Raw genomic sequence first — 20599 nt, 5'->3', positions numbered from 1 at the left:
ACTCCTCACGACGGGGCGGGCGTCGTCGCCCGCTGCGCGCCCATCGTCGCAGACGCGACGTGCCCGCGGAAGGGCACGGCGCCTTGGGCGTGCGATGCGGCCTGGAGGCTCGTGGCGGCGCCGCCCCGCGCCTCCAGGCCGTCAGGCGGTCGCTCTGCGGTCCGTGGCCGGGTCTGCCCCGGCCAGGTCACGGATGCGCTTCGCCGGCACGCCGGCGTAGACGCCGTGCGCCAGCAGGCGCCCGGTGACGACCGCGCCGGCCGCGACGACCACGTCGTGCTCGATGTGCGCGCCGGGCAGGATCGTCGCACGGCCGCCGATCCACACGCGGTCCTCGATGACGACCGGACGGCCGGTCGCGGTGTCGCTCCACCGGCCGTCGGCGTCGATCGCGTGGTGGCTCGTCATGATGAGGACCTGCATGCCGATCGCGGCGTTCGCACCGATGCTGACGGGGGCGATGGCCTCGATGGTCGTCGCGCGGTTGAAGTAGACGCCCCGCGCGACCGACAGGTTGCGCGGGTCGCCCGTGAGCGAGAAGCCGACGCCGGGGGCCGACTCGGCGTGCGCGCCCGCGGCGTTCAGCAGGAGCCGTCGCACGACCCGCGGCAGGAACGGCGAGCCGAGCAGGGCCGTGAGCAGGACGTGTTCCCGGGCGTGCGCGACGTCCTCGCGGAGGCGTCGGGCGAACGTCGAGGGGACGGGGACGGGGACGGCTGGCGTGGCCATGCGGCCTCCTGGGCTCGGGGGACGGTGCGGGGTCGCACAGCCGAAACGTAGGCGCTGCAGGGCCGCTCGACAACGGACGCACTGTTGGTTGCGCGATCCTTGCGGTATCGCCCGCCGGCCGGCACGGCGGGCGATCTCACCCGGTCGGTGCGATCCGGGCAGCGCCCGTGCACGCCTACCGTGCTGCGGCTGGGAGGCGACATGCAGGAATTCGTGAGCGGTCTGGTGCAGAACTCGTCCTTCGGCGCCTGGGACGTGGTCCTCGCCGTCGTCGTCCTGGTCGTCGGGTGGTTCGCGTCCGTGTGGGCCCGGCGAGGCGTCGTCGTGGCGCTGGCGAAGTGGAGCGGGCTCGGACCGAGCGGGACGAACCTCGTGGCGCGTCTCGTGCGCTACTCGATCCTCCTGCTCACGATCGGCATCGTCCTCACCGTGCTCGGAGCGCCGTTGCAGCCGGTGCTCGCCGCGGTGATCATCATCAGTGCGGTCGCGTTCCTCGCCCTGCGCGGGATCGCGGCGAACTTCGGCGCGGGGCTGGTCATCCAGGCCCGACGACCGGTGCGGATCGGCGACTCGATCGAGGTCGAGGGCGTGGCCGGCCGCATCGTCGAGTTGACGGGGCGTTCCGTCCTGCTGGCCACCTCGGACGGCAGGACGATCCGGATCCCGAACACCATGCTGCTCGAGAACCCGCTCTGGAACGCCAGCGAGTCGGGGTCGGTCCGGAGCGAGGTCCGGGCGCGGCTGCACGGGTCACCGGACCTCGACCGGGTCTGCCCGGTGCTGCTGGACGCGGTGGCCTCGGTGTCCTCGGTGTCCTCGGTGTCGTCGACGGATCCCGAGGTCTTCCTGCACACGATCACGCCGGCCTGGGCGGACATCACCATCCGGTTCTGGTCCGCGTACGACGACCGCGAGGCCGCCCGGTCGTCGGTGGTGCGCGCGGTCGCGGTGGCGCTCGGCGGGGCCGGCCTGACCTGCTCGGTGTCGTCGGACGGACCGCGGTTCCTGACCGCGCTCGTCGACGCCGTGGACTGACGGTTCTGCCGGGTCGTGCGGGGTCGTGCGGGATCGTGCGGGGTCGTGCGATCTCACCCGTTCCGGGCGTGCACGTCGACGCGCCGGGCGGTGAGGCTCGTCGCGCAGACCAACGAACAGGAGCGGACCATGGCCAAGCAGTTCTCCGGCAAGGTCGAACTCGACGTGCGCGACTCCGTCGCCGACTGGGACGCGTTCATCCCGTCGAAGGCGCGGACGGGATCCCCGAACGTCCTCGTCGTGCTCTACGACGACACCGGGCAGGCAGCGTGGTCACCGTACGGCGGCCGGATCCAGATGCCCACGATGGAGCGGCTCGCCGCGAACGGCCTCACCTACTCGCAGTGGCACACCACGGCGCTCTGCTCCCCCACGCGGTCGACGTTCCTGACCGGCCGGAACCACCACGCGAACGGGTTCGCGTCGATCTCGGAGTCGTCGACCGGGTTCCCCGGCTACAGCTCGCACATCCCGCCCGAGAACGCGACGATGGCGAACGTGCTCCGTGACGCCGGGTGGTCGACGTTCTGGGTCGGCAAGAACCACAACGTCCCCATCGACGAGTGGACGGCCGGCGCCTCCAAGAAGAACTGGCCGCTCGCGCAGGGCTACGACCGGTTCTACGGCTTCATCGGCGGTGAGACGAACAACTGGTACCCCTCGCTCGCCGAGGACAACCACTACATCGACCAGCCGTCGCTGCCCGAGGACGGCTACCACCTGTCGAAGGACCTCGCCGACCAGGCGCTGAAGATGATCCGCGACACGAAGCAGACCGAGCCGGACAAGCCCTGGTACCTGTGGTTCTGCCCGGGCGCGAACCACGCGCCGCACCACGCCCCGCAGGAGTACATCGACAAGTACAAGGGACAGTTCGACGACGGCTACGAGGCCTACCGTGAGTGGGTGCTCCCCCGGATGATCGAACGCGGCATCCTCCCGGAGGGCACCGAACTCACGGAGCTCAACCCGATGACCCCCGGCACGTTCTCGGACTCCGACGTCGTGCGTCCGTGGGACGAACTCGACGCCGAGGAACGCGCGATGTTCAGCCGGATGGCCGAGGTCTACGCCGGGTTCTCCGAGTACACCGACGCGCAGGTCGGCCGCATCGTGGACTACCTCGAGGAGTCCGGGCAGCTCGACAACACCATCGTCGTCTACTGCGCGGACAACGGCGCGTCGGGCGAGGGCAGCCCGAACGGTTCGGTCAACGAGGGCAAGATCTTCGGCGGCTACCCCGACGACCTCGCGCAGAACCTGACGATGGTCGACGAGCTCGGCAGCCCGGACACCTACAACCACTACCCGACCGGATGGGCGGCGGCGTTCTCGACCCCGTACCGGATGTTCAAGCGGTACGTGTACCAGGGCGGGATCTGCGACCCGCTGGTGATCTCGTGGCCGGCCGGCATCGCCTCCCGCGGCGAGGTCCGGAACCAGTACCACCACTCGACCGACATCGTGCCGACCATCCTCGACGCCTGCGGCGTGACGTTCCCGGACACGTACGCCGGCGTGGAACAGCGACCACTCGACGGGGTCTCGATGCGGTCGTCCTTCGACGCAGCCGACGAACCGACGTCGAAGCACACGCAGTACTACGAGATGTTCGGCAACCGCGGCATCTGGCACGAGGGCTGGAAGGCGGTGACCGAGCACGGACCGGGAGCCGGGACGAGCGGTTTCGACAGCGACCGGTGGCAGCTGTTCCACACCGACGTCGACCGCTCCGAGGCGCACGACCTCGCCGCGGAGCACCCGGACAAGGTCGAGGAACTCGTGGCGCGCTGGTTCGCGGAGGCGAAGGCCAACAACGTGCTGCCCCTGAACGACCTGCAGATCCTGGGGAACCCCGAGGACTTCGAGACCTTCATCACGATGGAGTTCAAGGTCCCCGTCCCGCCGAGCGGGCAGTACACGTACTACCCGGGCACCACCGAGGTACCGGAGCGTTCCGCGGCCAACGTGCACGGGGTGTCGTACAAGATCGTCGCGGACGTCGACTTCACGCCGGACACCGAGGGCGTCGTGTTCGCGCACGGATCCCGGTTCGGCGGCCACGCCCTGTACGTCAAGGACGGGGAGCTGTCCTACGTGTACAACTTCCTCGGCATCCCGCCCGAGAACGTCGTCTCCACCCCGGCTCCCACCTCCGGGCGGCACCTCGTCGGGGTCTCCTTCACGAAGGAGGGCACCGGGGAGTACCGCGAGGCCACCGGACCGCTCGCGCTCTTCGTCGACGACGAGCAGGTCGCCGAGGCGCCGATCAGGACCGTGCTCGGGCACTTCTCGCTCTGCGGCGAGGGACTCTGCATCGGCTACGACAGCGGCGACGCCGTCACGCAGGCCTACGCGGGCGAGCGGTTCGAGTTCCACGACGGCACGATCCACAAGGTCGTGTTCGACATCGCCGACGACGCCTACGTCGACCTCGAGGCGCACCTCGCCGCCGCGATGTCGCGCGACTGAGATGGCGACCCGGCAGGTGGGGGCGGCACCGGCGCGCAGCCGGACGTGGTTCGCCCCCACCCTCCGGGGCTACGACCGCCGGTGGCTCGGGCGCGACGTCCTCGCCGGCCTGAGCGCCGGCGCGGTCGTCGTCCCCCAGGCCATGGCCTACGCGAGCATCGCGGAGCTGCCGGCACAGGTCGGGCTCTACACGTGCATGGCGCCGATGGCCGTCTACGCCCTGCTGGGCGGGTCGCGCGCGATGAGCGTGTCCACGACGTCGACGATCGCGACGCTCAGCGCCACGACGTTCGTCTCCGCGGGCGTCGCGGTCTCGTCCGACGACGCGCTCCGCGCACTGTCGACCCTCACCCTGCTCGTCGGCGTCGTCCTCGTCGTCGCCCGGCTGCTCACCCTGGGCTCGCTCGTCGAGAACATCAACAAGTCGACGCTGATCGGCGTCCAGATCGGGGTCGGCGCGACCGTCGCGGTCGGGCAGTTGCCGAAGTTGCTCGGACTCACCGACGACCCGACCGGCACGGGGTTCATCCGCTCCGTGGTGGCGGTCGTCGAGGCGCTCCCCCGTGCGCACGCCCCGACGGTCGTGCTGTCCGTCGCCTCGGTCGCCGTGCTCCTGCTGCTGCGCCGGTTCGTGCCCGCGGTGCCGGGTCCGCTCGTCGTGGTCGCCGGTGGCATCGCGGCCTCGGCCGTCCTGCACCTGACCGATCTCGGCGTCGAGGTGATCGACCCCGTCCCGAGCGGTCTCCCGGTGCCCGTGCTGCCCGACCTGAGCCTCGTGCCGGCGATGCTCCCCGGTGCCCTCGGCATCGCGATGATGGCGTTCCTCGAGTCCGCAGCGGTGGCACGTGGGATCCGACAGCCGAGCGAGCCGCCGATCGACAGCGACCGCGAGCTGCTCGCGGCCGCCGCGGCGAACCTCGCCGGCTCCCTGACCCAGACACTGCCCGCCGCCGGCGGGTTCTCGCAGAGCGCGGTCAACCAACGGGCCGGCGCACGCACCCAGGTGTCGACCCTGGTGACCGTCGCGCTCGCGGTGCTGGTCGCGCTCGTCCTCGGACCGGTCCTGGCCCTGATGCCCACGGCGACCCTCGCCGCCCTCGTCGTCACCGCCGTCGTCGGACTCATCGACGTCCCCGCGCTCCGGCGGCTGGCCCGCATCAGCCGACGCGACTTCTGGCTCGCCGTGGTGACCGCAGCGGTCGGACTGACCGCCGGACTACTGGCAGCCGTCGTCGCCGGGGTCGCCGGGACGTACTTCCTGGTCCTCCGCGAACTGCAGCGCGTCCGGCTGGCCCCGGGCCCCGTCGTCGGCACGACGATCAGCGCACGGATCGAGGGCGCCGTGTACACCGCGAACGTGCTGGCGTACGAGAACGCCGTCCTCCGGCTCGCCGACGACGCGGACGCGGCCGACGCCGTCGTCCTCGACCTGTCGCGGATGCACGAGGCGACCGTCACCGTCCTCGACGGCCTCGCCGACCTCGATCACGAGCTCGCGCAACGCGGCGTCGTGCTCCTGCTCGTGGGCCTGCCCGGGTCGGCTGCGGAGACGGCGGCGCGGACCGCGTGGTTCCGCGGCCTCGTCGACCACGGCAGGGTGCTGCCGACGGTCGACGCCGCGATGGCCGCGCGGACGGCACGGGCGCCACGGGCGTCTCAGGCGGGGAGGCCCGACCAGGGCTGAGGCCGGGATCAGCCGTCCCAGACCACCCGGAAGCCGATGTGGGTGGCGGCGGAGTCGCTGGTCTGCGGCGAGCGAGCCGCCGGCCGGTACCGCAGGCAGTACTCGGGCGCACACAGGTGCGACCCGCCCTTGAGGACCCGCGTGACGGTCGACGGTGTCGCCGGGGCGGCGTCGTGGTGGGTGTCCGTCGGGCCGCAGCCGCAGTGCGCGGACGACTCGGTCGCCCGTGCCTCGGCCGGCGGCGTCGGGGTCGTCGACGGGTCGTGCCGCTCGGTGTACCGCGAATCGGTCCACTCCCACACGTTGCCGATCATGTCCGCCAGACCGAGCGCGTTCGCGGGGAACGAGCCCACGGGCGACGTCCCCGTCCACCCGCGGGCTCCGGTGTTGCGGTACGGGAACGCCCCGTGCCACGTGTTGGCCATCGTCCGCCCGCCCGGGTGCGCCTCCCTCCCCCAGGCGAACGGCCACGACGGGTCACCGCCGGCGCGCGCCGCGTACTCCCACTCGACCTCGCTCGGCAGTCGCCCACCGACCCACGCCGCGTACGCCGACGCATCGCCGTGCGAGACCTGGACCACCGGGTGCTCCTCGCGTCCGTCCACCGACGACGTCGGCCCGGCCGGGTGCCGCCAGTCAGCACCCGGACACCAGGTCCACCAGGCCCGCCAGTCGCCGAGGTCCACCGGTCCGGTCGTGGGCGCGAACACCAGTGACCCCGGAGCCCGGTCGGCCGGCGCCAGGTCGGGGTACTGCACGGGGTCGAGCGCGCGCTCGGCCTCGGTCGTCCACCCGGTCGCCGCCACGAAGGCGGCGAACTCGGCGTTGGTGACGGGGTGCGCGGCGATCCGGAACGCGGCGACCGTGCGTTCGTGCACCGGCCCCTCGTCGGGGTAGTAGCGGTCCGAACCCATCAGGAACGCACCGCCCGCGACGTCCACGGCCTCGAGCAGGGTCAGCATGCACCCGATCCTCGGGCGTCGGGACCGCGGGCCGCCTCACCCGGAGCGGATGAGGCGGCCGCCCTCACCCGGATGGGGTGAATGTCCTCAACGCGCACGACGATCCCTCGCCTCAACCGCCCGCCGCACCTATCGTGAGCAACGCAAGCCTTTTCAGGGAAAGGCCTCCACATGCACACCTTCCAACAGACCAGGAGCAGCGGACAGCGCACCGGCACGGGGACGCCGGTCGGGTCGGACCCGACCACGACGGTCCCACCCACCGATGCGTTGGAGCGACCGCGGCTGCTCGACCACCTCCGACGGTTCCGCCGCTCCGACCGACGCCTGCTCACCATGTGGGCGCCGGGTGGTGCCGGCAAGTCCACCGCGCTCGCCGCGTGGGCGGAAGTCCTCTCGGCGGACGACGTCGTCGTGCGGTGGCTCGACGCGGACACACTGCTGCAGGAGGACCCGCCGCAGACCGTGCACGACGACACCGAGCAGTGGCTGTTCCTCGACGACGTCGACCGTCTGCTCGGCGGGCTCGGTGTCCCGCCGCTCATCCGACTCCTGCGCGCGTGCGGTCCCCGAACCCGCGTCGTCGTCGCCGGACGCTTCGAGCCGAGCGGGTTCGCCGCCGTCACGCAGGCGGCAGGCGGGCGGCTCGTCGTCCCGACGCAGGACCTCGCGTTCAGCGTCGAGGACACGCTGGCCCTCGCGCTCCGCTTCGACCTGGTGCTGCCGATCCAGGATGCCGAAACGCTCACCCACCGGACGGCGGGGTGGGCTGCGGGGCTCGCGCTGGCGATGCCGTACCTGCTCGAGCAGTCCGACCGCGGCGCAGCGGTCCGCCACTTCGGCGGCGACCAGCACCAGGTCGCCGACTACCTGGTGGCACGGGTCCTCGACACGCTCGACGACGACCACCGCGACGTCCTGATGCGGACGGCCGTCGGGTCCGAGGTCCCGCTCGCCCTCGCCGTCGAGCTCACCGGGCGTGCCGACGTCGGCACGGTGCTGCAGCGGCTGAGCGCCCGGAACGTGCTCGTGACCACGAGTGCCGACCAGGACGGCTTCCGGTTCCACCCGATCCTCGCCGGCTTCATGCGCGCCGAGTTCCGTCGCCGCGACGAGTGCGGCGCGGTCCGCAACCACGTCGCGGCGGCCGGGTGGTACGAGTCCAGGGGCCTGCACGTCCTCGCGCTCGAACAGGCACTGCTCGCGCGCGACCAGTCGGCGGTGCGCGGGCAGCTGGAGCGGTCCGGCGGTGTCCTGCTCATGGAGGGCCGCGCCGCCATCGTGGCGACGGCTCTGCGAGCGCTCCCACCGAGCCAGGACTCACTGGCCACGCTCACGATCCGCATCGGCATGGACGCCCCGTCGTTCCCGGACCGCATCGGCACCGAGGAGCGGTTCGCCCAGGCCGCCGTGCAGCTCGCTGCCGCGACACCCGACGAGGCACGGGCCTGGCGGCCCGTGGTCGAGGCGCTCCGGTCGTTCACCGTCGAGGACCCCGACGACGCCTCGGCGCGGTTGCAGGAACTCGGCGCGTACCTGCGGCAGACGCCCGTCGAGTCGCTCGACGTCGCGCTGCTGCTCCGGGCTGCGGTCGCCTGGTGCCTCGTCGTCGCCGGCCGCCGCCGCGACGCCGACCAACTGCTCCGCTCGATCCAGGCCGCCGCCGCGCACGCCGGGTTCTCGTGGGTCTTCCTCATCGCCTGCGACACCGCCGCGACGCTCGCCGTCCGCACCGGCGACTGGCGGACGGCCTGCGAGTACGAGGCGCGGATGGGCGCACTGCCCTTCGACACCGCACCGCCCTACAACCGCGCGACCGCCCGCGCACTGCTGCTCGCGACGTCACGCGCCTACCTGCGCTGCGAACCGGTGTCGTTCACCTCGTTGCACCGCATCGACCAGGCCGACCCGACCGGCAGCGAGCTCGGGCTGCTCTTCCAGGTGCGCGCACTGCTCCTCGTCGCGGCGATCGACGCCTCGCCCGCCCCGCGGGAGGCCCTCGCCCGGCTCGTGCAGCTCGTCCGCTTCGACGGCCGTGACCACCCGCGGGTGGTCGCCGGGGCCGCGACGCGCCTGCACGCCTGGTCGAGCACGCTCCACGGCGCACCCGCAGCGGCCGAGGTCCGCCGCATCGTCGCCGATGTCCTCGGCACCGACTCCCTCGAGGTGAACACGCTCCGGCTGCTGGCCGGCGGGCGGACCGACCACCTCGTCGAACGCGACCTGGCCGCGGCGGTCGACGGCGACGACGCGGCGTGGTCCGGCACGAGCATCGTGAACGCCCACCTCGCCCTCGCCGAGCACGCGTGCACCCACGGCCGGCCCGCCGAGGCGGCCGAGCGGATCCGCCGCGCGCTCGCCGTGAGCGAGGAGTTCGGGTACGCCCGCGAGTTCCTCGCCTGCCGGGGTGCGGGCGCGCAGCTGGTGTTCCGGCACCACGGGTCGTACGGGGCACTCGAACCGTACGCCGACCACGTCCTCGCGCTGGCGGAGCACGAGCGGATCGGCGTCGGGCTGGAACGTCCGGAGGCCACGGTCCCGCTGACCCCCAAGGAGCAGGAGCTGTTGCTCGAGCTTCCGGCGCACCAGACCGTCGCCGAGATCGCGGCGAAGCACCACCTCAGCGTGAACACGATCAAGACCCACCTGCGGAGCATCTACGGCAAGCTGTCCGCCGCGGGGCGCACCGAGGCGGTGCAGGCCGCTCGTCGGCGCGGCCTGCTCTGAGGCAGTCCGACCGGGGACCCGGCACGCTCGGGCCGGACCCCCGGCGTGCTGCGGACACGACGGAGACCTCACCCGGATCAGGGGAACCCCGCACCGGCCCCCGCGCGGGATGATCGTGGCTCCACGACGAGCAGGAGGCCGACGATGAGCCGCTACGAGGTCCGTCTTCCCTACGCGATGTCGGAGACCCTCGTCGCCGCGTTCCCGGAGTTCTCGCTGGTGCAGATCGGCCCCGGCGAGACGCTGCTCGTCGGCGACCTGTCCGACCAGACGCAGCTGCACGGGCTGCTTGCCCGGATCGCCGACCTCGGGCTCGACATCGCCGAGCTCCGGCAGCTGCGCTGACACCGGACGGGCGCACGCGGCCTCGGGGGCTTCGGCGCACTCAGCGGGCTCAGTGACCTCAGCGGCCGAGTTCGGCGACGGCCGCCCGGTTGCTCGGGAAGAAGCGACTGCCCCCGACCAGGTCGAAGTGCTCGAGGTCGGCCCGCGTCGCCGCCCGTGCTCGCGAGAAGCCGACCTCGACCCCGTTGGCGCGGGCCCAGTCGAGCGCCTCGCCGGCGACGTCCGCCGCGGTCGTGTCGATCCCGGTGACCGCGCTGCAGTCGAGCACCAGGGCGTGCACCGGGACAGCCTGGTCGTCAGGGGCGAGCATGGAGCGGACCGCCGATGCGAAGCGCTGGGCGTTGCCGAAGAAGAGCGGTCCGGAGAACCGGAGGACCACGACGCCGGGTGCCGACGAGACGCTGCCGTCTCGGGCAGCCCGGAACACGTCGACCGGGTCGCCGCTCGGCACCAGGACGTCGGCGGGCGGGTTCGCGGCGGACCGGATGACGTTGACGAGCGACAGGACGAAGGCGATCGCGATGCCGATGATCGGGCCGAGCAGCAGCACCCCGAGGAAGCAGACGGCGGCGACGGCGAACTCGAACCGTCGGAGCCGCCAGAGCCGGGCGAAGTCGCGGAGGCCCAGGAGCGGCACGACCGCGACTGCGACGATCGCGCCGATCGCCGGCGAGGGGATGTCCTGCAGCAGCGCGGTGCCGAAGCAGACGACGAGCAGGGTGAGCACCGCGGCGATCAGCGACGGCAGCTGGGTCCTGGACCCGCTCTGGTCCATGGCCGCCGTCCGCGAGGCCGACGAACCGACCGTGAACCCGCCGGTGAGGCCGGAGCCGAGGTTCGCTGCACCGAACGCCCAGAGGTCGCGGTTCGCCCGGTCCGTGTAGTCGTGCGCTTCGGCGTACCGGCGGGCCACGAGCAGCCCCTCGGCCATCGCGACGAGGGTCAGGGCGACGGCGCTCGGGATGACCTGGACCCACTGGTGCCACGAGATCTGCGGCCACGTCAGGGTCGGTGGTCCGGCGGGCACTTCGCCGAGCACGGCCACGCCGGCGTCGTCCAGCCGGAACACGATCAGGACGACGGTCGTCAGGACGAGCACGACGAGTGCCCACGGGATCGCTCGGAACCGACGGCCGATGACCAGCACGGCCACGGACCCGACGGACAGGCACACCGACCACACGTTGAGGTGTCCGAGCCCGGTGACGAGTTCCCCGAACCGCGGGAGGAACTCGTCACCGCTGTTCACCTTGACCCCGAGCATCTTCGCCACCTGGCTGAGCAGGATGTCGAGCGCGAGCCCGCCCACGAACCCGACCAGGATCGGCGCGGACAGGAAGTTCGCCAGGAACCCCAGCTTCAGGACGGCGCACAGGGCGAACACGACGGCGCCGACGAGTGCCTGCGCCAGTGCGAGCTGGACGTACGACGCGCTGCCCGTCGCCGCGAGCCCGGCGAGCGAGGATCCGACGAGCGCGGCCGCCGCGGCGTCGGGCGACGCCACCAGCTGTCGACTCGACGCGAGCAGGGCGAACAGCACCGCCGGCACGATCAGGGAGTACAGCCCGGCGGTCGGTGGCAGACCGGCGATCTGCGCGTACCCGATGTTCAGCGGGATGGCGATCGCCGCGAGGGTCACGCCGGAGAGGGCCTCCGTGCGCCACGAGTGACGGTCGAGCCCGGCCAGGATGCGCATCAGAACGCACCGAGGCCCTTGCCGATGGTCGTCACACCGATGACGAGCAGCAGGACCGCCATGATCGTGGCGTTGTTGGCGGTGAGCCAGTCGCGCAGCGCCCCGAGCGCTCCCTGCACCCGGGTGCGGGCGACCAGGTAGCCGACGACGGGGACGGCGATGCTCAGCGAGGCGAGGACGACGAACACGACGAGCGCCCAGACGACCGACCCGGTGTCCGCGCCGCTGGTACCGACGGTGACGCCGGCCGCCACGGCCATCATGAGGTTCTTCGGGTTGACGGCGGCGAGCAGGAAGGCCAGTCCGGCGGCGCGCACCGGTGTCATCGAGTCGATCGCGGACATCCACTTCGGGGGCGTCGCCGTGGTGCCAGGGGCCGGCCGTGCCCGCCACTGCCGCACGGCGAGCAGCACGAGCAGCACGCCGAGCACCAGCTTCACGGCACCGGCGACGGGTTGCGACGCGTCGGGGTCACCGGCCGGGATCAGGGACGACAGCAGGGTGACGACCACGACGGCCACCGCGATGCCGACGACCCAGCCGACCAGGAACGCCGTCGCGACCGACCTGGCGCGCGGCGCGAGCAGCATCAGGATCGCGGCGATGATCGGGATCGGGCTGATCGCGATGGTCACGGCCTGCGGCAGGAGCTCGCCGATGAGCGGAGCGGTGTTCACGGGGTGCCCTTCGTCGTCGTGGTGCCGCCGGGAGCGGTCGGTGCGCGGCGTTCCGTCCGCCCAGTGGGGGGCCCGAGGCCGGTCACGTCGCCGAGGACCGGGCGCATCCACCGCGCGTCCGGGTTCGCGTCGACCAGGACCGCGCGGACCAGCAGGGTCAGCGGGATGGCGAGGACGGCACCCATCGGCCCGAGCACGGCCGACCAGAAGACGACGGACAGGAACGCGATGGTCTGGTTGAGGGACACCGCCGACCCGACGATGTGCGGCTGCAGGCCGGACTGGATGACCCCGTTGATCACGGCGTAGACGACGATGACGACGATCGCGTTCTGCCAGCCGTTCGCGAGCAGGGCGAGGATCACCGGCGGGATGATGCCGATCCAGTACCCGATGTTCGGGATGAAGCCGGTGATGAAGGCCAGCAGGCCCCAGAGCGCCGCACCGGGGACCCCGAGCAGGACCAGCGCGAGGGCGTCGAGCGCGGAGACCGCGGCGCCGAGGACGGCCGTGACGACCATGTACCGGCGGACACTGACGGTGAACCCGGTGAGTGCTTCGACGAGCTGGGGGCGGACCGGCCGGAGCCGGTCGGCGATGAGTCGACCCCACCCTGCGTCGAGGGTCATGAAGACGATCAGCGCGAGGACGACGACCAGGCCGACGCCGAGGCCGAAGACGCTGCCGACCAGGTCCGACACCGCGCCGATGACGGTGCCGGGGCTCAGCCCCGCCAGCAGTCTCTGCACCTCCTGCTGCCCGACGCCGAGCGACGTCAACCACTGCCCGAGCTGGTCCTCCACCGCGTGCATCTGGTCGGCGTACTGCGGGAACAGCGTGGCGAACTGGGCGACCGAGACCACGAGCGCCAGCGAGAACCCCACCAGCAGGACCAGGATCACCACGATGACGACCGCAGAGGCGAGGCTCCGGGCGAAGCCGAGTCGTTCGAGGAACACCCGGGCCGGCTGGACGCAGATGGTGACGACGAGGGCGAGCGCCGTGGGAGCGATGATGCCGGCGAACCGGGAGCAGCCGACGGCGATGACGACCGCTGCGGCGAGACCGAGCATGATGCGCAGCCCGCGACCCGACCCGACCGTGGCTGCCGGCGCGGCGTCGGGACCGGCGTCGGGCCCGGCGTGGCTCGGCGTCGCCGGATCGGCGGGTCGGCGCGGTCGGTGCGATCGGCGCTTCCAGAGTGACATCGGGGCCTCGTCTCCCTCGCGGCCCCGGTCCCCGGATGCCGTGCTCGGACGCTAGTGCGCTGCGGAACCGACGGGATCGTCAGTTCCGGGTGAGACCCCGGCGTCGCCGCGAGCCCCCTCCGGACGCTGGATCACCTCGAGCACGGCGACGAGGACGAGCGCGCCGACCAGGGTCCACACGACGAGCGCCGGTTCGAGCGGGCGGCTGAGCACGATGACGGTGGCCGCACCGAGCGCGACGAGGGTGCGGATGACGACCCTGCCCCGGTACAGCTGCACCCCGACCCGCCCGGTGCCGATGCCGAGGGCGTCGCCGCGGCGGCGGAGTGCCCCGGCACCGCGGACGGCGAGCCTCCGCAGACGTCGGGCTGTGTCGGACGAGCCGGCGAACCACGCGACGAGGGCCACGCACGCCGCAAGGACCGCGCCGGCCACGGCGGCGTGCGCGGCGAAGGCGACCACGGTGTCGTAGACGGCTCGAGCTGCGTTGCGTGGCATGAGGTCCGGCGCCAGCGCCCGCACCGCGAACACCCGTCCGATCCCGATCCCGGCGAGCGTGGCGAGCATGGCGAGGGCGACGCCGACTGCGGCGAGGGTGAGCGCCCGGGCCCGACGTCTGGCCATGACGACGCCGACGGCGATGCAGGCGACCAGGAGCCACGGCAGCCACACGGCGGACACCTGCAGCAGGGTGTACCCGGTCTGCGCCCGGACCACCGCGTCGGACGTCGCGATGACGATGGTCCGGTCGACCGCGGGGATCCGTTCGGCGAAGGTGAGCCCCCGGTCGACGAGCCGCTCCTTGACCTCGGCGACCACCGGCCCGAGCTGGATGCCGATCGACCCGTCCGCCCCGATCGCGACCGCTGCCCGTCGGTCGCCGCTGAGCGACGCCACCATCTGGGTGTGCCCGGTGCGGAGCAGTTGCTTCCACAGGTCGGCGAACTGATCGGACGCCACGAACCGGTCCACGGTGCCGGAGACCAGGTCCTGGATGCCGGCGGTCGCCGGTGCCTCGAGCGCCGAGAGCGCGGTCTTGGCCCGGGGTGGCAGGTCCAGCCCGCGGATGCCGTCGAAGAGCGCTCCCGTCAGCCCGGCGACGTCCAGTTGGTCCTCGATCGCGCCGACCGTGCGGTCCGCGACCAGCGTCTGGACCGCCCGGTCGCGGGCGAGCGGCGCGAACGTCGCCACGAAGGCCTCGGTCGAGGTGACCTCGCGCTGTGCCCAGGTGGTGATCACCACCACCGGTGCGAGCAGCGCCCCGACGACGATCAGTGCGGCGGACGGGATCGCCCAGCCCCACCCGCGGCGGCGGACCGTCGTGTCGTCGGAGTCCTGCCCGGCGAGCCGGATGCGCAGGCGCTCGTTCTCGGCGCGGAGTGCGGCGAGTTCGTCCTCGGTGGTGGTCATGGGCTGCGGTCCTTCCCGGGAGCGGCGAACGTCAGGAGATCAGGGCGGAGACGGCCTTCTGCAGCTGCAGCACACCGATGACCAAGATGAGCGCCGCGTTCAGCACGTTGGTGTGGCCGGCGATCCAGGTGCGCAGGCGCTCGAGGAGCGGTGCCGCAGCGTCCTCACGCGCGAGCACGAAGAACACCGGGACGGCGATCGGTGCGACCCCGACGGCGACGAAGGCGATCGCCACGGCGGCGCCCTGCCCGGCGGTCACCGGAGCGCCCGCGATGTCGATGCCGGCGATGATCGCGCACGAGGCGTCGACGGGGTTGACGGCGAAGATGCCGAACCCGAGTGCGAGGGACCGCGCCGGCGTGAACTCGCTGACCTTCTGCAGCCAGCCGGGCAGCTGTGGTGCGGCTGCCGCGACCTGCTCTGGCGTCGACGCCTCGGACATCTTCCGCAGGTCACGGCCGCCGCGCCGGAACACCCAGACCGCGGCGGCGATCAGCCCGAGTGCGATGACCAGCCGGACCACGGCCGTCCAGAGCGGGGTGTCGGTCCGGGGGTGGAAGTCGATCGCGGTGAACACCACGACGGAGACCCCCACGACGACGACGGTGGCGAGCAACCAGCCGATGAAGAACGCGAGGCCGTTGGCGCGGTACCGCCGCGAGAGCAGCTCGGCCACCAGGGCCATGATCGCCAGTGGGCTGAGCAGGATCCCGAGCGCCGGCGCGATGAGTCCGACGATGAGCGCACCCATGAGCCCGGTCCTTCCACGGGGGGGGGGTGGCGACGCGCCGCCGACGTCAGGTGTCGGCGGCGCGTCGCCCGGGGCGCACGCTCAGCGCGCGCCGGTCATGTCGTGCGCGAGCTCGTGTTCGTCGTCTGCCGACAACGAGGTCTGCACGATGGTCCCGCCGAAGCGGGAGAGGGCTGCACCGAACTTGTCCTCGGTGATCTTCGTGGCGTAGATGACGACCGCGGAACGACCGTCCGCGACGGCGCTCTTCACCCGGTCGCGGAACTCGGCGTTCAGCCCGGTCTTGTCGAGCCCGGCGAACAGCGCGCCGAGCGCACCGCCGATCACCAGTCCGAAGAACGGCACGAAGAACAGGAGTCCGAGGAGGGTGCCGAACAGGGCACCTCCGGCGGCACCGGCCCCGACGTTGCCCGCCGGACCAGGGGTCTCGACGTGCGTCTTGCCCTTGTCGTCGACGCGGACGAGCGCGAGGCCGGACAGCTCGACGACGAGGTCGCTCTGTAGCTGCTGGACTTCCTCGTAGGCGGCGACGGCACTGGCGTCGTCGTCGAACGAGATCACGATGAGGTCTGCCATGATCGTTTCCTTCCGTTGGTGGTGGTCGTCACTCGGAGTAGCGGCTGACCCGGACCGGGCCGGCGCCGTCGAGGATGCGGTGGGCGGCGTCGACGGTCTCGCCGTCACCGTGCACGATCACGAGGTACCGGTCGGCCTTCAGGTCGTCCTCGTACTGCGGGATCTCGTCCTCGGGGACGGCCAGGCCGATGAGTGCGCCGAGACCCGCACCGATGCCGGCTCCGACGAGCGTGCTGGCCAGCCACCCGGCGGCAGCGACCCACCCGATGCCCGGGAGCCAGACGAACCCGAGCAGCAGCCAACCGGTGAGCGCGCCCCACAGGGCACCCCACCCGCCGAACGTGCCGGCCTCGTTGCCGACCGGGATCCAGCCGTGCACCTTCTTCTCGTCCTTGACGCCCTTGCCGACGATCGAGACGACGTCGTCGCCGTACCCGGCGTCCTTGAGCGCCTTGGCGGCGCCGAGGGCCTCGTCACTCGTGGCGAAGACACCGACGGTCGAGTCGGTGGCGGTGGTCGTGGTCGTGGTGGCCATGGGGGTTCCCTTTCCTCGTGGTTGTTGAACGGTCGTGCTGCAGGTGGTCGGTGTCCGTCACCCGCCGATGAGGCGCTGCTTGGCGGCGGCGAACTCGTCGTCGGACAGGAGGCCCTGCTGCCGGAGCCGGCCGAGTCGCTCGAGCTCGCTCAGCAGGTCGGGAGCGGCGGGGACGTCCGCCACGGAGCGTTCCGCTGCGGCGCGTTCCGCTGCCACCCGCTCCTCTGCGGCGCGGTCCTCTGCCGCACGCTCCTCGTGCCCGCGCACCGCACCGCCGACCGCCGACGCGGTCCCGGCCACGACCGCGGTCCGTGCAGCGAGCCCGAGCAGGCCGGGTCGGCCGAATCGTCGGAACGGCATGGTGTCTCCTACCCGATGTGCGCCGAAGCGGCGAGGTCGTTGAGTTCCGGTGCGGGGACGCGTGCGCTCCAGAGCAGCTGGCCCCCGCTGTCGGCGAACCGCTCCGCCAGGTCCTTGGCCCAGAGCTGCTCGATCACGACGATCGCGGCCGAGGTCCCGGGCGCGAGCGTGTCCGCGACCTGGTCGACGTCGTCGTTGGCGGCCAGGCCGCGGGCTTCCAGGGCGACCGAGCCGGACGTGCCGGTCCTGGTCACGTCGTCGACCTCGCGGACGTTGACGGTGCCGTCCTCGGCCCGGCTGATGAGCAGCAGGTCGAGGACCCGGACCGTCTCGGCGTCCGTCAGGTCGACGAGCGCGCCGAGCACGGCGTCGTCGGGCAGCTCGCCTCGGAACGAGACGACGAACACCTCGGCCGGGCCGTACGTGAAGGTGGTCACGGTGCCTCCCCTGTGGTCATGGCACCAGGTGTAGCCGCGGCGGAACCGGTCGGGCACCACCCTGAGCGGGTGATCTGGCACGCCTCCGCAGATCACCCGGGGCGGGTGATGCACCGCCGGCACCGGCCGTTGATCGTTGCGTCCATGAACCCCGTGACAGCACGACCCGCGGTGACACCGTGAGCATCGGCGGTGGGATCTTCCTGCTCGTCGTCGGCGCGATCATGGCGTTCGCGTTCGACTTCACGGTCGTCGGCATCGACATCCAGCTCATCGGCTACATCCTGATGGTCGCCGGCTTCCTGGTCCTCGTGCTGGGGATCGTCCTCCGGCTCCGCCCGCGCCGTGCCACGACGAGCGTCGTCACCGAGATCGACCCCGTGACCGGACAGCGTGTCGTCCGCCGGGTCGACGAGGACGACCGAGGGGTCTGACCGGCACCGTGCTCGCCGTGATCGGCCAGCTGCTGCCCCTCGCCATCGCCGGTGCGCTGAGCTCCGTCCCCATCGCCGCGGTGCTCACCCTGCTGCTCGGCGGTCGCGGCCTCGGTCCGGCCGTCCTGTTCGCGGTCGGCTCGGTGACCGGGGTCTTCGTCGTCACGGTCGCCGCGACGGCGCTGCTCGGCCGTGTCCTCGTCGTGGACCTGCCGGCGACGGCGTCACCGGGCCTCGGCCTGGGCGAGTGCCTGCTCGGGGTCGTCTCGGTCGTCGCCGCGGGGGTCGTGTTCCGGCGCCCCGCCGCAGCGGGACCGAGCCGGACGAGCGCACTCCTGACGGCGGCGGTCGGCACCGTCCGACCCGCCGTCGCGCTCGCCGTGGGCGCCGTGCTCGCGCTGCGTCCGAAGGCCCTGCTGCTGGCGTCCGGCGTCGGCATCGTGCTCGCCCCGGCTGAGCTGCCGGCGGTGCCGTCGACCGTCCTCGTCGGGGCGAGCACCCTGCTGATGACGGCCACGGTGACGGGGCCGATCGTCTTCGCGCTGGTCGGTGGGGAGCCGGCCCGCGCGGACCTGGAGCGGTTCCGCACCTGGCTGCGGCACAACTCGCGCGCCGTGACCGTCGTCGTCCTCGTGCTCGTCGGCGCGGTCCTGGTCGGCGACGGCCTCGGACGGCTCTGACGTCCGACGGATGAGCCGGCGCGAAGCCGTCGACAACGACCGACCGCCGGCCGACGGACCGCTACTCCCGCGCCGCCAGCGCCGTCTGCCGCGGCAGCTCCCCGAACTCCTGCCGGTAGCTCCCCGCGAACCGGCCCAGGTGCGCGAACCCCGTCGCCCGGGCGATCTCGGCGACGCTGCGGTCGTCGCCGGCCTCGAGCTGCTCCCGGGCGAGCAGGAGCCGGATCCGACGCAGGTACATCGTCGGCGTGATGCCGTGGTGCCGCTGGAACGCCGCCTGCACTCCTCGGACACTCAGCCCCGCGGCCTCGGCGACGTCGTTGACGGTGATCTGCTCGGTCGCGTGGTCGAGCAGGAACGTCTCGGCACGGGCGAAGCGCGCGGTCGACGCCATCACCGGCTCGTGCTGCCCCACCGGCCAGTGCGGGATCGCGGTCAGCAAGCCGCCGGCCGCGAACCGGGCGAGCTCCCGCTCCCGCTCGAGCGGCACGTCCGTCGGACCCTGCAGGACCTCCTGCGCGACCGACCGGACCATGAGCCACCAGGCGGCGAGCGGCGCACCCTCTGGCACGTGTCGGGGACGGAACTCCAGCGGACCCGGCGCCCAGTCACCGCGCTCGGCGGCGACCTGCTCGACGATCGACCGGTCGATGCGCAGCACGTCGTGCTGGAAGTCCACCCACCGGAACCGCTGCGGGTCCTGTCGGTAGAGCACGGGGCGGCCGATCTGCACCGGGTTGTCGTCGACCTGCGCCGAACCGGCCTTCACCCAGACGATCATCATCGCCCGCCCGGGCTCGACCGCGCCGCTCAGGGCACCCGTGCACCGCGTCGACTCGAGGGAGAGCAGGGCGGTGCCCCGCACTCGCTCCTCGAAGACGAAGCCCTCTCCGGTCGCCTCCACGGTGAGTCCGTGGGTCACGTGGGTCACCGACAGCGCCTCGGCCGCGACCGACGGCTCGTCTGTCCTGATCTCCCGCTGCGTGCGGTGCATCATCTCGGGCACGTGATGATCCTCGCGACATGTCGGCATCCGCGCAACGCACGACGCGCCGGGTTTCCTGGACGACGACCAGCATCCGCGCGTTTGACTGATGCGACATGAAGTACATCCAGTACGACCGCTCCACGTTCCTGACGAGCGACGACGTCGCCGACGCCGTGATCGAGTACGCCGCGGCGCTCGCCGGCGGCAGTCGCGCCGACGCGATCGCGGTCCCGACGGTGGCGGAGGACGGCACGATGACGACCACGAAGATCCTCATCGGCCCGTCGAGCGAGATCGTCGTCGCCGACGCGGACGAGGACGAGCTCGAGGTCGAGAACGGTGAGTTCGTGCAACGCCTGCGTGCTGCAGCGCGGACGTTCGACCACCCTGAGACGATCCACGCCGACACCCGCTCGGACCTGACGGGCGACGGACCGGTCGCCTGACCGCAGCGCGGTCGGAGCGACACGCACCGCGCGCACCGCGCCCACCGAGCCCACCGCGCGCACCGCGCTCACCGCGCGCAACGCGCTCACCGGCCGAGGTCGGTCGGGAACCTGCTGGCGTCGACCGCCAGGACCGCCTCGGTGCGTCGGCTCAGCTCGGCCAGGAACGCACCACTCTCGGGTTCCAGGTCGTCGTCCGGCGCCGGCTCCAGGGCGACTGCCACCGCTGGTGCGAGGAGCAGCTCCACCGTGCTGGCCGCGCCGAAGTCGTCGGTCGTCGGGACCGACACGACGTCGCTCAACCGGCTCTGGTGCAGGGCGGCCGCGTACCGGATCACCGCGTCGGCGACCGTGTCACCGGTCAGGACCCGGACGGTCCCCGCGTAGTTGACGTACTTCATCGGTGCTCCCTCGTGACGAGGGGCATCCGCCGCGGTGACGGTTCCC

At 72.4% G+C, this 20599-nt stretch carries 21 protein-coding genes; 8 read left to right on the top strand and 13 right to left on the bottom strand.

Annotated elements, in window-relative coordinates; translation table 11 throughout:
- Positions 1-141: 141 nt before the first annotated feature.
- On the bottom strand, positions 142-729 hold the full coding sequence (locus EDF51_RS01445; protein WP_134193617.1) for a DapH/DapD/GlmU-related protein: 588 nt from the start codon (positions 727-729) through the stop codon (positions 142-144).
- Between the two features lie 201 nt (positions 730-930).
- Between EDF51_RS01445 and EDF51_RS01440 the strand changes: the two genes are divergently transcribed.
- The 3 genes from EDF51_RS01440 to EDF51_RS01430 all read left to right on the top strand — a co-directional run bounded on the left by EDF51_RS01440 (position 931) and on the right by EDF51_RS01430 (position 5920).
- Entirely contained in the window at positions 931-1764 is an 834-nt protein-coding gene (locus tag EDF51_RS01440) for a mechanosensitive ion channel domain-containing protein (RefSeq protein WP_133936684.1), read from the top strand.
- A 129-nt stretch (positions 1765-1893) separates the two neighbouring features.
- On the top strand, positions 1894-4236 hold the full coding sequence (locus EDF51_RS01435; RefSeq protein ID WP_134193615.1) for an arylsulfatase: 2343 nt from the start codon (positions 1894-1896) through the stop codon (positions 4234-4236).
- A gap of 1 nt (position 4237) precedes the next feature.
- Entirely contained in the window at positions 4238-5920 is a 1683-nt protein-coding gene (locus EDF51_RS01430) for a SulP family inorganic anion transporter (protein WP_134193613.1), read from the top strand.
- Positions 5921-5928: 8 nt separating this feature from the next.
- On the opposite strand, the gene EDF51_RS01425 is transcribed toward EDF51_RS01430, so the two are convergent.
- Positions 5929-6882 (bottom strand): formylglycine-generating enzyme family protein, encoded by a 954-nt coding sequence (locus EDF51_RS01425; RefSeq protein WP_131878845.1) that lies wholly within the window; start codon positions 6880-6882, stop codon positions 5929-5931.
- A gap of 171 nt (positions 6883-7053) precedes the next feature.
- Between EDF51_RS01425 and EDF51_RS01420 the strand changes: the two genes are divergently transcribed.
- Both EDF51_RS01420 and EDF51_RS01415 read left to right on the top strand, forming a co-directional pair.
- Complete coding sequence (locus tag EDF51_RS01420) at positions 7054-9609, top strand: LuxR C-terminal-related transcriptional regulator (RefSeq protein WP_132100527.1); 2556 nt, start codon at positions 7054-7056, stop codon at positions 9607-9609.
- Positions 9610-9753: 144 nt separating this feature from the next.
- Positions 9754-9954 (top strand): hypothetical protein, encoded by a 201-nt coding sequence (locus tag EDF51_RS01415; RefSeq protein WP_123292622.1) that lies wholly within the window; start codon positions 9754-9756, stop codon positions 9952-9954.
- 58 nt (positions 9955-10012) lie between these two features.
- On the opposite strand, the gene EDF51_RS01410 is transcribed toward EDF51_RS01415, so the two are convergent.
- From EDF51_RS01410 to EDF51_RS01370, 9 genes are all read right to left on the bottom strand, one after another.
- Positions 10013-11650, bottom strand: coding sequence for a solute carrier family 23 protein (locus EDF51_RS01410; RefSeq protein ID WP_243837058.1), 1638 nt, complete (start codon positions 11648-11650; stop codon positions 10013-10015).
- Positions 11650-12327 carry a GAP family protein gene (locus EDF51_RS01405; RefSeq protein ID WP_131878849.1) on the bottom strand — a complete coding sequence of 226 codons (678 nt, stop codon included), beginning with the start codon at positions 12325-12327 and terminating at the stop codon, positions 11650-11652. Before EDF51_RS01405 ends, EDF51_RS01410 begins: the two co-directional genes overlap by 1 nt.
- Positions 12324-13535 (bottom strand): AI-2E family transporter, encoded by a 1212-nt coding sequence (locus tag EDF51_RS01400; protein WP_131878851.1) that lies wholly within the window; start codon positions 13533-13535, stop codon positions 12324-12326. Before EDF51_RS01400 ends, EDF51_RS01405 begins: the two co-directional genes overlap by 4 nt.
- Positions 13536-13586: 51 nt before the next feature.
- Positions 13587-14945, bottom strand: coding sequence for a hypothetical protein (locus EDF51_RS01395; RefSeq protein WP_131878853.1), 1359 nt, complete (start codon positions 14943-14945; stop codon positions 13587-13589).
- Between the two features lie 31 nt (positions 14946-14976).
- A complete protein-coding gene (locus tag EDF51_RS01390) occupies positions 14977-15696 on the bottom strand; it encodes a GAP family protein (RefSeq protein ID WP_133936688.1) in 720 nt (239 codons plus the stop codon).
- An 81-nt stretch (positions 15697-15777) separates the two neighbouring features.
- Positions 15778-16272, bottom strand: coding sequence for a DUF1269 domain-containing protein (locus EDF51_RS01385; RefSeq protein ID WP_123292617.1), 495 nt, complete (start codon positions 16270-16272; stop codon positions 15778-15780).
- Positions 16273-16300: 28 nt separating this feature from the next.
- Entirely contained in the window at positions 16301-16807 is a 507-nt protein-coding gene (locus tag EDF51_RS20120; protein WP_159573007.1) for a DUF1269 domain-containing protein, read from the bottom strand.
- A 57-nt stretch (positions 16808-16864) separates the two neighbouring features.
- On the bottom strand, positions 16865-17167 hold the full coding sequence (locus tag EDF51_RS01375) for an SHOCT domain-containing protein (protein ID WP_131878857.1): 303 nt from the start codon (positions 17165-17167) through the stop codon (positions 16865-16867).
- Positions 17168-17175: 8 nt separating this feature from the next.
- Positions 17176-17604, bottom strand: a complete 429-nt coding sequence (locus EDF51_RS01370) for a DUF6325 family protein (RefSeq protein ID WP_131878859.1) — start codon at positions 17602-17604, stop codon at positions 17176-17178.
- A gap of 179 nt (positions 17605-17783) precedes the next feature.
- Between EDF51_RS01370 and EDF51_RS01365 the strand changes: the two genes are divergently transcribed.
- Both EDF51_RS01365 and EDF51_RS01360 read left to right on the top strand, forming a co-directional pair.
- Entirely contained in the window at positions 17784-18038 is a 255-nt protein-coding gene (locus tag EDF51_RS01365; RefSeq protein ID WP_123340453.1) for a DUF6458 family protein, read from the top strand.
- A 17-nt stretch (positions 18039-18055) separates the two neighbouring features.
- On the top strand, positions 18056-18718 hold the full coding sequence (locus EDF51_RS01360; RefSeq protein ID WP_159573006.1) for a GAP family protein: 663 nt from the start codon (positions 18056-18058) through the stop codon (positions 18716-18718).
- 61 nt (positions 18719-18779) lie between these two features.
- On the opposite strand, the gene EDF51_RS01355 is transcribed toward EDF51_RS01360, so the two are convergent.
- The gene (locus EDF51_RS01355; RefSeq protein ID WP_243650021.1) at positions 18780-19715 is read right to left on the bottom strand and encodes an AraC family transcriptional regulator; all 936 of its coding nucleotides are present in this window, start codon (positions 19713-19715) and stop codon (positions 18780-18782) included.
- A gap of 104 nt (positions 19716-19819) precedes the next feature.
- Between EDF51_RS01355 and EDF51_RS01350 the strand changes: the two genes are divergently transcribed.
- Positions 19820-20152, top strand: a complete 333-nt coding sequence (locus EDF51_RS01350) for a hypothetical protein (protein WP_131878863.1) — start codon at positions 19820-19822, stop codon at positions 20150-20152.
- Between the two features lie 86 nt (positions 20153-20238).
- On the opposite strand, the gene EDF51_RS01345 is transcribed toward EDF51_RS01350, so the two are convergent.
- Positions 20239-20553: a hypothetical protein gene (locus EDF51_RS01345; protein ID WP_123672695.1), complete on the bottom strand. Its 315-nt coding sequence runs from the start codon at positions 20551-20553 to the stop codon at positions 20239-20241.
- Positions 20554-20599 lie beyond the last annotated feature (46 nt).

Origin of the sequence: Curtobacterium sp. PhB25 (genome assembly GCF_004365375.1) — a bacterium.
GTDB lineage: Bacteria > Actinomycetota > Actinomycetes > Actinomycetales > Microbacteriaceae > Curtobacterium.
The sequence above is the reverse complement of the archived record's forward strand: the minus strand, read 5'-3'. Positions and strand labels throughout refer to the sequence as shown.